Here is a 12,407-nt window from a genome sequence, read left to right as displayed (position 1 = left end):
GTTCCTGACATCCTGGCGCAGCGCCCGGGACACCACTGCGGTGGGGGGCGGACCGTTACGAAAGAAACGCGTTTCGGGACAGGGCGGAGACGCCTCTAAACTGACCCCGTGACCGAGAACGCTCAGCAGCAGCCATCAGCGCCCGAACCCGAACTGCCGACCCAGTACGCGCCGGCCGAGGTAGAGGGGAAGCTGTACGAGCGCTGGGTGGAACGGGGTTACTTCGCGGCCGACGCGAAGAGCGACAAGCCCCCGTACACCATCGTCATCCCGCCGCCGAACGTCACCGGCTCGCTGCACCTGGGCCACGCCTTCCAGCACACGCTGATGGACGCGCTGACCCGCCGCAAGCGCATGCAGGGCTACGAGGCGCTGTGGCTCCCCGGCATGGACCACGCCGGTATCGCCACCCAGAACAAGGTGGAGCAGCAGCTCGCCGAGGAAGGCAAGTCGCGGCAGGACCTGGGGCGCGAGGAGTTCGTCGAGCGCGTCTGGCAGTGGAAGGAGGAGTACGGCGGCAAGATCCTCGGTCAGATGCGGCGCCTCGGTGACGGCGTCGACTGGGACCGCGAGCGGTTCACCATGGACGAGGGGCTGTCCAAGGCCGTCCAGACCATCTTCAAGAGGCTGTTCGACGACGAGCTGATCTACCGCGCCGAGCGCATCATCAACTGGTGCCCCCGCTGTCTGACGGCGATCTCCGACATCGAGGTCGAGTACCAGGACGACGACGGCGAGCTGGTCTCGATCAAGTACGGGGAGGGTGACGAGACCCTCGTGGTCGCCACCACCCGTGCCGAGACGATGCTGGGTGACACGGCGGTCGCCGTCCACCCCGACGACGAGCGGTACAAGCACCTGGTCGGCAAGCGCATCAAGCTTCCGCTGACGGACCGTACGATCCCGGTCGTCGCGGACACCCACGTGGACCCCGAGTTCGGCACGGGGGCCGTGAAGGTCACCCCCGCCCACGACCCGAACGACTTCGCGATCGGCCAGCGCCACGGCCTCGAGTCGATCACGGTCATGGACGAGCGGGCCGTCATCATCACCCACGGCCCCTTCCAGGGCCTCGACCGCTTCGAGGCGCGCAGCGCGATCGTCGCCGCGCTGCGTTCGCAGGGCCGGATCGTCGCCGAGAAGCGCCCCTACACCCACTCCGTGGGCCACTGCTCGCGGTGCAGGACCACCGTCGAGCCGCGCCTGTCCATGCAGTGGTGGGTCAAGGTCGCCCCGCTCGCCCAGGCGGCCGGTGACGCCGTCCGCGACGGCCGGGTCGCCATCCACCCCGCCGACATGTCGAAGCGCTACTTCGACTGGGTCGACAACATGCACGACTGGTGCATCTCACGGCAGTTGTGGTGGGGCCACCGGATTCCCGTCTGGTACGGCCCCGGCGGCGAGGTTGTCTGCGTCGGCCCCGACGAGGAGCCGCCGGGCACGGAGGCCGAGGGCTGGAAGCAGGACACGGACGTCCTGGACACCTGGTTCTCGTCCGGCCTGTGGCCGTTCTCCACGCTGGGCTGGCCCGAACAGACCCCGGACCTGCGGAAGTTCTACTCGACCGACGTCCTGGTCACCGGCTACGACATCATCTTCTTCTGGGTCGCCCGGATGATGATGTTCGGCCTGTACGCGATGGACGGCGAGGCGCCCTTCAAGACCATCGCCCTCACCGGCCTGGTCCGTGACGAGCGCGGCAAGAAGATGTCGAAGTCCTTCGGCAACGTGGTGGACCCGCTCGACTGGATGGACAAGTACGGCTCGGACGCCGTCCGCTTCACGCTCGCGCGCGGCGCCAACCCCGGTACGGACGTGCCGATCGGCGAGGACTGGGTCCAGGCGTCCCGGAACTTCGCCAACAAGATCTGGAACGCCACCCGCTTCGCGCTGATGAACGGCGCGACGGTCGAGGGCCCGCTGCCGGAGCCGGAGAAGCTGTCGGCGACCGACCGGTGGATCCTGTCGCGGCTGAACAAGACCGTGGCCGAAGTCGACGCGTTCTACGAGGACTTCCAGTTCGCGAAGCTGTCCGACGCGCTGTACCACTTCGCGTGGGACGAGGTCTTCGACTGGTACGTCGAGCTGTCCAAGACGACGTTCATGGCGGGCGGCGAGCCGGCGAAGATCTCCGGCCGGGTGCTCGGCGAGGTCCTCGACGTGACGCTCCGCCTCCTCCACCCGGTCGTCCCGTTCGTGACGGAGACGCTCTGGACGACGCTCACCGGTGGCGAGTCGGTCGTCGTCGCCGACTGGCCGAAGGACAGCGGGTTCCGTGACGCCGCCGCCGAGCGGGAGATCGAGACGCTCCAGCAGGTCATCACGGAGGTCCGTCGCTTCCGCGCCGACCAGGGGCTGCAGCCCGGTCAGCGCGTTCCCGCCCGGCTGACGCTCGACGGGACGGCACTGGCCCCGCACGAGGCGGCCATCCGGCAGTTGCTGCGCCTCCAGCCGGAGGGGGAGGCCTTCGCGGCCACGGCGACGCTGCCGGTCGCCGGTGCCACGGTGGCGCTCGACCTCTCCGGCACGATCGACGTGGCGGCCGAGCGCAAGCGGCTCGCCAAGGATCTCGCCGTCGCCGAGAAGGAGAAGGCACAGGCGAACGCCAAGCTCGGCAACGAGGCGTTTCTCGCGAAGGCTCCGGACCAGGTCGTGGAGAAGATCCGTACGCGGCTCGCCAAGGCGGACGAGGACATCGCGCGCATCGGGGCACAGCTGGAGCGACTGCCGGAGGCGTGAGCCGCCGGGCCCTCCGGGATCCGTGAGGTTCCGGGGGGCTTCGTCGTACTTGCGGGTGCGGGCGGGTGGGGTTGCTCGCGCAGTTCCCCGCGCCCCTTGGATCCCCGCGCCCCCTCGGCGGCGGGGCGGGGGCGTGGGTTTTCAGCCCGTCCGGCGTTCGAGGACGAGGCCGTTCAGGCCGATGCGGGGGACCGGTGGGGCGGGAACCCCCGGAGGGGCGCGGCTCCGTAGACTGGAACCGTGAGTGAGCTCCCTCCGTACGACGACAGCAGCGAGTCAGACGAATCGGAACCCCGGGATCCGATCGGCCTCTTCGACGAGATCGTCGCGGCCGAGACCGACCGTGACCCCGATCTCGCGGTGATCGAGGCCGGCAGCCGCACCCTGCGCGCCCAGGGCAGCGCCGCCGAGCGGGACGACGTGCCGGGCCGCCCCGCCGACCCGGAGACCGACAGGGCGCTGCGCGAGGTGGAGGCCGACCTCGCCACCCGCTGGGGCGAGACCAAGCTGGAGCCCTCCGTCAGCCGCATCGCCGCGCTGATGGACGTGCTGGGCGAGCCGCAGCGCGCGTACCCCTCGATCCACATCACCGGGACGAACGGCAAGACGTCCACCGCACGCATGATCGAGGCCCTGCTGGGCGCCTTCGACCTGCGCACCGGCCGGTACACCAGCCCTCACGTCCAGTCGGTCACCGAGCGGATCAGCCTCGACGGGACCCCGATCTCCGCCGAGCGGTTCATCGAGACGTACGAGGACATCAAGCCGTACGTCGAGATGGTCGACTCCCAGCAGGAGTACCGGCTCTCCTTCTTCGAGGTGCTCACGGCCATGGCGTACGCGGCCTTCGCGGACGCCCCCGTGGACGTGGCCGTCGTCGAGGTCGGGATGGGCGGCAGCTGGGACGCCACCAACGTGATCGACGGCGCCGTGGCCGTCGTCACCCCCATCGACCTCGACCACACCGACCGCCTCGGCACGACTCCCGGCGAGATCGCCACGGAGAAGGCCGGCATCGTCAAGCAGGACGCGACCGTGATCCTGGCGCAGCAGCCGGTGGACGCGGCCCAGGTGCTGCTGAAGAAGGCCGTCGAGGTCGACGCCACCGTGGCCCGCGAGGGCCTGGAGTTCGGGGTCGTGGCCCGGCAGGTCGCCGTGGGCGGTCAGCTGGTCACGCTGCGCGGGCTCGGCGGGGAGTACGAGGAGGTCTTCCTGCCGCTGCACGGCGCGTACCAGGCGCACAACGCCGCCGTGGCGCTCGCCGCCGTCGAGGCGTTCTTCGGCGTCGGTGCCGCGCACGCGCAGAGCCTCGACATCGACACCGTCCGCAAGGCCTTCGCCTCGGTGACCTCGCCGGGCCGCCTGGAGATCGTGCGCCGCTCGCCCACCGTCGTCCTGGACGCCGCGCACAATCCGGCGGGCGCCCGCGCCACCGCCGAGGCCGTCAGCGAGGTCTTCGACTTCAGCCGGCTGATCGGTGTGGTCGGCGCGAGTGCCGACAAGAACGTACGGGGGCTGCTGGAAGCCTTCGAGCCGATCTTCTCCGAGGTCGTGGTCACGCGGAACTCCAGCCATCGCGCGATGGACGTGGACGAGCTGGCCGGGATCGCCGTCGAGATCTTCGGCGAGGACCGGGTGCAGGTCGAACCGCGCCTCGACGACGCGATCGAGGCCGCGATCACGCTGGCCGAGGAGGAGGGCGAGTACACCGGCGGCGGCGTCCTCGTCACCGGTTCCGTCATCACCGTCGGCGAGGCCCGACTGCTTCTGGGAAGGCGCTGACCCCGTGCGTACGCTCTGTGCTTCGACCCTGATCGGCGAGTTCTTCGTCGTCGGCTTCGCCGGGCTGGTCGCGATGAAGGACCCGGGGCTGTCCACGTCCACCGTCTGGACGGTCAGCGGGATCGTCATGGTGCTGAGTGTCCTGCTCTGTGGCATGATCACCCGGCCCGGCGGGGTGCAGCTCGGCTGGGCCCTCCAGATCGTGCTGATCGCCAGCGGGTTCTTCGTGACCTCGATGTTCTTCCTGGGCGCGATCTTCGCGGCGCTGTGGTGGGCTTCGGTGCACTACGGCCGGAAGATCGACGAGGCGAAGGCGCGGTTCGCCGCGCAGGCGGAGGCGGAGGGGCACGCCGCGTAGCGGACGCGCCCCACGACTTCCGCGCGGGTCCCAAGGCTCCGTATCACCTGACTCTGCGTGACACCCACCCCGACACGCCCTGTAGCCTCGGTCACCCGCACACTTGTGACCTGAAGGAGCACCACCGTGAGCCAGCGCACCCTCGTCCTCCTCAAGCCCGACACCGTCCGTCGTGGCCTGACCGGCGAGATCATCAGCCGCATCGAGCGCAAGGCCGGCTGGCAGATCACCGCGCTGGAGCTGCGGACGCTGGACCAGGACACGCTGGAGCAGCACTACGGCGAACACCAGGGCAAGCCGTTCTACGAGCCGCTCGTCGAGTTCATGGCGTCCGGCCCGGTCGTGGCGCTGGTCGTCGAGGGCGAGCGGGTCATCGAAGGGGTGCGGGCGCTGGCCGGCCCCACCGACCCGATCGCCGCGGCCCCCGGCTCCATCCGCGGGGACTACGGCGTGATCGTCCGCGAGAACCTGATCCACGCCTCCGACTCCGAGGAGTCCGCCGAGCGTGAGCTGAAGATCTTCTTTCCCGGCCGCGGCTGAGTTCCACGGACCGCGCGAGCGCTAATTTTCCGCGAATTTTTCGCGGGATCGTCTCGTCATTCGGATGTCCGCTCCGGGGCGGCCGCGAAATTTCCGGCCGTCCTGTGGCATATGCGTGCCGATTGGGGGAACGCGTGCCCCCGATGGCCCGTCTCCACAAGCGGGGCGGCGTCGCACATGCTGACAATGGCGAAGACCCTCGCGCAGTGTTCGTGCAGGCGCGTCTACGATGTAAGCCTTCACGTCACAGCACCCACCTCGCCTTACCTGACAAGCCGTCAAAGCTCCACTTGGGAAGGCCAGACGAATCCTGATGGGGAACTCAATGTCGTTCATCGGCCGTGACATGGCTGTCGACCTCGGGACCGCCAACACGCTGGTGTACGTCAGGGGTCGCGGGATCGTACTCAACGAGCCGTCCGTCGTCGCGATCAACACCAACACCGGTGGCATCCTCGCGGTCGGCTCGGAAGCGAAGAAGATGATCGGGCGGACCCCCGGCAACATCGTTGCCGTGCGTCCGCTGAGGGACGGTGTCATCGCCGACTTCGAGATCACCGAGCGCATGCTCCGCTACTTCATCCTGAAGATCCACAAGCGGCGCTACCTCGCCCGCCCCCGTGTCGTCGTCTGCGTGCCCTCCGGCATCACAGGCGTCGAGCGCCGTGCCGTCATCGAGGCGTCGTCCCAGGCCGGGGCCCGCCAGGTGCACATCATCGAGGAGCCCATGGCCGCGGCCATCGGTTCCGGCCTGCCGGTCCACGAGGCCACGGGCAACATGGTGGTGGACATCGGCGGCGGCACCACGGAGGTCGCGGTGATCTCGCTCGGCGGGATCGTCACCGCCCAGTCCATCCGCGTCGCGGGCGACGAACTGGACAACGCGATCATCCAGCACATCAAGAAGGAGTACAGCCTCCTCCTCGGTGAGCGGACCGCGGAACAGATCAAGATCACGATCGGTTCGGCGTACGACCTCGACAATGACGAACACACCGAAATCCGCGGCCGGGATCTCGTTTCCGGGCTGCCCAAGACCGTCGTCATCTCCGCGGCCGAAGTACGCAAGGCCATCGAAGAGCCGGTCAACGCGATCATCGACGCCGTGAAGACGACCCTCGACAAGTGCCCGCCGGAGCTGTCGGGCGACGTGATGGACCGCGGAATCGTTCTGACCGGCGGCGGAGCCCTGCTGCGGGGTCTCGACGAGCGGCTGCGCCGCGAGACCGGCATGCCGATCCACATCGCCGAGGACCCGCTGGACAGCGTCGCGCTCGGTGCCGGCAAGTGCGTCGAGGAGTTCGAGGCGCTCCAGCAGGTGCTGGACGCCCAGCCGCGCAGATGAGGTAACTCTTCGGTTCCGCCGTACGAGATGATCTCCTCTCGTACGGCGGATCGTTGATATAGAGGCATAAGCTCACCCAAAGAGCCTCTTGGGGCAGCCTCTTGGGGAGGCCCTCCGGTCAGCCCTGCGGGCTGCCCTCTTTGGGTACGACGAATTCCGACGAGGAAGGCACGGCCGCCGCACGTGAGGGACACACGAGAGAGCCGGCTGCTCCTGGTGCTGCTGATCGCCATCGCGTTCGCTCTGATCACGGTGGACATCCGGGGCGGAGAGGACTCACCGGTCCAGGGGGCCCGTCAGGCCGCCGCGACGGTCTTCGGCCCGATCGAGAACGGGGTGTCCTCCGCGGTCGACCCCGTCGGCAACGCGATCACCGCGGTCCGTGACTCGGACGACCGGCACGACCGCGTCGCCCGGCTCGAACACGACAACGCGGCGCTGAAGGCGAAACTCGGCAGCGACGACCGCAACCGCAGCCGGCTGGGCCAGCTCAACAAGATGCTGCGCATGGCCGGCGACGGACAGTACGGCATCAAGGGCGCCGAGGTCATCGCCATAGGAGCGGCCCAGGGCTTCTCCTGGACCGTGACGATCGACGTCGGCGCCAACGACGGCATCACCCGCGACATGACCGTCCTGAACGGGGACGGACTGGTCGGACGCATCACCACCGTCGGCCCCGCCACCTCCACCGTGCTGCTCGCCAACGACCCCGACTTCACGGTCGGCACACGCATGGAATCGAGCGACGAACTCGGCTTCGCCTCCGGACAGGGCGACCGCCCGCTGCGGGTCGAGCTGCTCAACGGCAAGGCCAAGATCAAGAAGGGCGACCGCCTGGTCACGTTCGGCTCGCAGGCCGACAAGCCCTTCGTGCCCGGCGTCCCGGTCGGCGTGGTCTCCCGCGTCGACCCCTCCGGCGGCGGCCTGACCCGCACGGTCTACGTGACGCCGTACGCCTCGTTCACGAAGCTCGACATCGTCGGCGTCGTCGTCCAGGCCCCCCGCAAGGACCCCCGCGACGAGGTCCTGCCCCCCAAGCCCAGACCGACGCCCACGCCGACCGTGACCGTCACGGTCACCCCCTCGGCGGACGCCCCCCTCGACGGCCAGCAGCAACAGCAGTAGGAGCCGAACCCCATGCGTCTCAACCGGATGCTGCTCTCCACCACCCTGGTGGTCGTCGCCCTGGTGATCCAGGTGAGCGTCCTCGCCCGTCTCCACCTCCCCGGTGCCGTCCCGGACCTGGTCCTCCTGACCGTGCTGGCCCTCGCCATGGTCTACGGCCATGTCGGCGGCGCCCTCATCGGCTTCGGCGCGGGCCTGCTCGCCGACCTCGCCCCGCCCGCCGACCACGCCGCCGGTCGCTACGCCCTCGTGCTGTGCGTCATCGGCTATCTCGCCGGTCTGGTGAAGCCGGAGAACGGCCAGCTCAAGTCCGCGACCGGACCGATGGCCGTGGTCGTCGCCGCCGCGGTCGGTTCCACCCTGCTCTACGCCGGTGTCGGCGCCCTCGTCGGCGACACCGCCGCCCGCCATGTGGGCCTCGGCAGCCTGCTGTTCACGGCCGCGCTGTACGACCTGCTGCTCGCGCCGTTCGTGGTGCCGGGGCTGATGGCGCTGGCCCGGCGCGCGGAGAACAACCCGCTCGGTGAGTCCGGCGCGTCCGCCAAGTCCGCCGACGTCTCCTCGGGGTGGCTCGCCTCCGGCACCGGTCTGCGCATCGGCAGCCAGCGCGGTATGCGGGTCAAGGCGGCCAGGGCGCGCGTCGCCCGCGCGGGGCGCATCAAGGGGGTCAAGCGACTGTGACCGCGGATGAGTTCACTCCGGGCGCCGTGGCCGGCGTACACAGGTTGGCCGGGTATTCGTATGTCTCGTACACACACTGAGAGGGGGAGGCAGCAGCAGTGACCAACATCCCCGAGACCGGCAGGACCCCACGGGTCCAGATCCGACTCGTCGTCATCCAGATTCTCGTGCTCTCCCTCCTCGGCACCCTCGGCGGCCGCCTCTGGTACCTCCAGATCCGCAACGGCGACGAGTACGCCAAGGAAGCCTCCGGCAACCACGTCCAGCAGGTCGTCCAGCCCGCCGTGCGCGGCTCGATCCTCGACGCGCGCGGTGTGCCGATCGCCGACAACGAGACCCGGCTCGTGGTCTCCGCCTCACGCACCGACCTCCTGAAGATGAAGGACGACGGCAAGGCGGTCCTGACCAAGCTCGCCGACGTGCTCGGCGAGAAGCCCGAGGACGTCATCCAGAAGGTCCGGCTGTGCGACGCGAAGACCCCGCAGCCCTGCTGGAACGGCTCGCCCTACCAGCCGATCCCCATCACGGACGAGGCCACCGCCAAGCAGGCCCTGCAGATCCGTGAACGCTCCGAGGACTTCCCGGGCATCACCGCCGAGCCCGAGGCCGTACGGCGCTACGCCGCTCCCGGCAAGTCCAACGCCGCGCAGGTCCTCGGCTACCTCTCGCCGGTCACCGACGCCGAGATCACCAAGGCCAAGGACACCGAGTCGCCGTACCTGCGCTCCGACCAGGTCGGCCGCTCCGGTCTCGAGCGCCAGTACGACAAGGAACTGCGCGGCAAGGCCGGCGTCACCCGCTACGAGGTCGACAACCTGGGCCGTGTCATCGGCAAGGCCAAGAGCGACAAGTCCGAGTCCGGCGCGAACCTCGTCACCAGCATCGACGCCCGCGTCCAGCGGGTCGCCGAGTACGAGCTGAACAACGCGATGAAGATCGCCCGCACCCAGTACGACAAGATCACCAGCGAGAACTACAAGGCCGACTCCGGCGCGGTCGTCGTGATGGAGGCCAAGACCGGCCGGATCGTCGCCATGGCGTCCAACCCGACGTACGACCCGAACGCCTGGGTCGGCGGCATCTCCGCCAAGGACTACACGCGGCTCACCGGCAAGGACTCCGACTACCCGCTGCTCAACAGGGCCATACAGGGTCAGTCCGCGCCCGGTTCGACGTTCAAGGTCGTCTCCACGGCCGCCGCGGTCGAGGCCGGCTACGACTTCGACGGCAACTACCCCTGTACGAGCTCCTACTCCGTGGGCAGCCAGGTCTTCAAGAACTTCGAGGGCGAGAACTTCGGCCCCATCTCACTCGGCCGGGCCCTCGAGGTCTCCTGCGACACCGTCTTCTACGGCCTCGCCGACAACGAGTGGAAGAAGGACGGCGGCATCAACCCGAAGAAGACCCCCAAGGACTACTTCTACAAGGCCGCCCACCAGTTCGGCCTCGGCAAGGAGACCGGCGTCGACCTGCCGAACGAGGTCACCGGCCGCGTCCCCGACCGCCAGTGGAAGCAGAACTACTGGAAGGCCAACAGGGCCGTCTGGTGCAAGACCGGCAAGAAGAGCGGCGACTACGTCCAGCGGATCGCGTACGAGAACTGCCTCGAAGGCAACAAGATGCGCGAGGGCGACTCGATCAACTACTCCATCGGCCAGGGCGACACCCTCGTCACCCCGATCCAGGAAGCCATGATCTACGGGGCGATCGCCAACGGCGGCACCGTGCACACGCCCACCATCGGCAAGGCGATCGTCAGCGCCGACGGCAGGAGCGTCAAGGAGATCAAGCCCCAGGTCCGCGGGAAACTGCCGGTCAGCAAGGCCACGCTCAAGGGCATGAACGCGGCCCTTGAGGGCGTCGTCACCCGCGGTACGGCCGCCTGGAAGTTCGGTGGCTGGCCGCAGGACAAGATCCCGCTGCACGCCAAGACCGGTACCGCCGAGGTCTACGGCAAGCAGACGACTTCCTGGCTCGCCACCTACTCCAAGGACTACACGATCGTCATGACGATCGCCCAGGCCGGTACGGGTTCCGGAGCCTCCGGTGAGGCCGTCCGCAACATCTACAACGCCCTGTACGGCGTCTCGCCCGACGGTGCCATCGACAAGAAGAAGGCCCTGCTCCCCACCCCGCAGAAGAGCCTTCCCAAGATCCAGCCCGATGGCTCGATCGACTCCCCGGAGATCTCCAAGGACCCGGCCAAGGACCAGCAGGCCAGCAAGAAGGACACCTCCGGCACCACCGACCAGCAGCAGGACGGGGCCACCACGCCGTCGCCGAACGCGAGCAACCGCGACACCCGCAGGCGCTCGGAACGCCCGCGGAAGCGGCGGAGGGTGAGGATCCTGACATGACCGGAGCGAACAACTTCTCCGTCTCCGGGTACGGCCCCGAGCGCGGCGGCATGTCGCGGCTCCTCGCCCGCGACTCGCTGGCCCGCCGCCTCGACTGGCCGATACTGCTGTCGGCCGTCGCGCTGTCGCTGATCGGCTCGGCCCTCGTCTATTCGGCGACCCGCAACCGCACCGAGATCAACCAGGGCGACCCGTACTACTTCCTCATCCGCCACCTCATGAACACCGGCATCGGCATCGCTCTGATGATCGGCACGGTCTGGCTCGGCCACCGCACCCTGCGCACCGCGGTCCCGATCCTGTACGGCCTCTCGGTCTTCATGATCCTGCTGGTGCTCACCCCGCTCGGCGCGACGATCAACGGCCAGCGCAACTGGCTCGTCGCGGGCGGTCTCTCGCTCCAGCCCGCCGAGTTCACCAAGATCACGATCATCCTGGGCATGGCGATGCTGCTGGCCACCCGGGTGGACGCGGGCGACAAGCAGTACCCGGACCACCGCACCGTGCTGCAGGCACTGGGCCTCGCGGCCGTCCCGATGATGATCGTCATGCTCATGCCCGACCTCGGCACGATCATGGTCGCGGTCATCATCGTGCTCGGTGTGCTGCTCGCCTCCGGCGCGTCCAACCGCTGGGTGTTCGGCCTGCTCGGAGCCGGTGCACTGGGCGCGGTGGCGATCTGGCAGCTCAAGATCCTCGACGAGTACCAGATCAACCGCTTCGCCGCCTTCGCCAACCCCGACCTCGACCCCGCCGGCGTCGGCTACAACACCAACCAGGCGCGGATCGCCATCGGCTCCGGCGGCCTCTTCGGCACCGGCCTGGGGCACGGCTCCCAGACGACCGGCCAGTTCGTCCCCGAACAGCAGACGGACTTCGTCTTCACGGTCGCGGGCGAGGAACTGGGCTTCGTGGGCGCCGGCCTCATCCTGTTCCTGCTCGGCGTCGTCCTGTGGCGGGCCTGCCGCATCGCCCGCGAGACCACCGAGCTGTACGGCACGATCGTCGCCGCCGGCATCATCGCCTGGTTCGCCTTCCAGGCCTTCGAGAACATCGGCATGACGCTCGGCATCATGCCGGTCGCCGGCCTTCCCCTCCCGTTCGTCTCCTACGGCGGCTCATCGATGTTCGCGGTATGGGTGGCGGTGGGCCTGCTGCAGTCGATCAGAGTCCAACGGCCCATGTCGGCGTAGGCCTCCGGCGGTTGGGCGGGAGGGGGGTGCGTTGGTGGCTGGAGGTTCCTTGTCTGCGGGTGGGCGGGGGCTGGTCGCGCAGTTCCCCGCGCCCCTAAAAGCCTCCACAGCGGCCCGCAGTTTCAGCCTGTCCGGTGCTTGATGACGAGGCCGTTCAGGCCGATGCGGGGGTCCAGGGGGCGCAGCGCCTCCTGGCGGAGCCCCTGGGGACGGGTAGGGGCGGCGGGGGCGAGATCCGGTCGTTCCCGGAGGCCCCGGAGGGGGCTGGTACTGCCATCCCGGCC

The 12,407-nt window shown here is 69.0% G+C and carries 9 protein-coding genes; all 9 read left to right on the top strand.

Annotated elements, in window-relative coordinates; all coding sequences use genetic code 11:
• Positions 1–108 precede the first annotated feature (108 nt).
• The 9 genes from HEP85_RS14245 to rodA all read left to right on the top strand — a co-directional run bounded on the left by HEP85_RS14245 (position 109) and on the right by rodA (position 12,123).
• Entirely contained in the window at positions 109–2,739 is a 2,631-nt protein-coding gene (locus HEP85_RS14245; RefSeq protein WP_168528108.1) for a valine--tRNA ligase, read from the top strand.
• Positions 2,740–2,979: 240 nt separating this feature from the next.
• A complete protein-coding gene (locus tag HEP85_RS14240; protein ID WP_168528107.1) occupies positions 2,980–4,521 on the top strand; it encodes a folylpolyglutamate synthase/dihydrofolate synthase family protein in 1,542 nt (513 codons plus the stop codon).
• A gap of 4 nt (positions 4,522–4,525) precedes the next feature.
• Positions 4,526–4,879: a DUF4233 domain-containing protein gene (locus HEP85_RS14235; protein WP_168528106.1), complete on the top strand. Its 354-nt coding sequence runs from the start codon at positions 4,526–4,528 to the stop codon at positions 4,877–4,879.
• Positions 4,880–5,005: 126 nt separating this feature from the next.
• Positions 5,006–5,419 (top strand): nucleoside-diphosphate kinase, encoded by a 414-nt coding sequence (gene ndk, locus HEP85_RS14230; protein ID WP_168528105.1) that lies wholly within the window; start codon positions 5,006–5,008, stop codon positions 5,417–5,419.
• A 325-nt stretch (positions 5,420–5,744) separates the two neighbouring features.
• The gene (locus tag HEP85_RS14225) at positions 5,745–6,764 is read left to right on the top strand and encodes a rod shape-determining protein (RefSeq protein ID WP_168528104.1); all 1,020 of its coding nucleotides are present in this window, start codon (positions 5,745–5,747) and stop codon (positions 6,762–6,764) included.
• 183 nt (positions 6,765–6,947) lie between these two features.
• Positions 6,948–7,892, top strand: coding sequence for a rod shape-determining protein MreC (gene mreC, locus HEP85_RS14220; RefSeq protein ID WP_168528103.1), 945 nt, complete (start codon positions 6,948–6,950; stop codon positions 7,890–7,892).
• Between the two features lie 12 nt (positions 7,893–7,904).
• Positions 7,905–8,573: a rod shape-determining protein MreD gene (gene mreD, locus HEP85_RS14215; protein ID WP_168528102.1), complete on the top strand. Its 669-nt coding sequence runs from the start codon at positions 7,905–7,907 to the stop codon at positions 8,571–8,573.
• A 98-nt stretch (positions 8,574–8,671) separates the two neighbouring features.
• On the top strand, positions 8,672–10,930 hold the full coding sequence (mrdA, locus tag HEP85_RS14210) for a penicillin-binding protein 2 (RefSeq protein ID WP_168528101.1): 2,259 nt from the start codon (positions 8,672–8,674) through the stop codon (positions 10,928–10,930).
• On the top strand, positions 10,927–12,123 hold the full coding sequence (gene rodA, locus HEP85_RS14205; protein ID WP_153290606.1) for a rod shape-determining protein RodA: 1,197 nt from the start codon (positions 10,927–10,929) through the stop codon (positions 12,121–12,123). Before mrdA ends, rodA begins: the two co-directional genes overlap by 4 nt.
• Positions 12,124–12,407: the final 284 nt, after the last annotated feature.

Source organism: Streptomyces sp. RPA4-2, from assembly GCF_012273515.2.
Lineage (GTDB): Bacteria > Actinomycetota > Actinomycetes > Streptomycetales > Streptomycetaceae > Streptomyces > Streptomyces kaempferi.
This window is presented reverse-complemented; position numbering and strand designations above follow the sequence as displayed.

Excerpts from the sequence above, each read along its gene's own strand:
- HEP85_RS14225 (WP_168528104.1), top strand. The coding sequence starts at position 5,745 with ATGTCGTTCATCGGCCGTGACATGGCTGTCGACCTCGGGACCGCCAAC.
- mreD (WP_168528102.1), top strand. The coding sequence starts at position 7,905 with ATGCGTCTCAACCGGATGCTGCTCTCCACCACCCTGGTGGTCGTCGCC.
- rodA (WP_153290606.1), top strand. The coding sequence starts at position 10,927 with ATGACCGGAGCGAACAACTTCTCCGTCTCCGGGTACGGCCCCGAGCGC.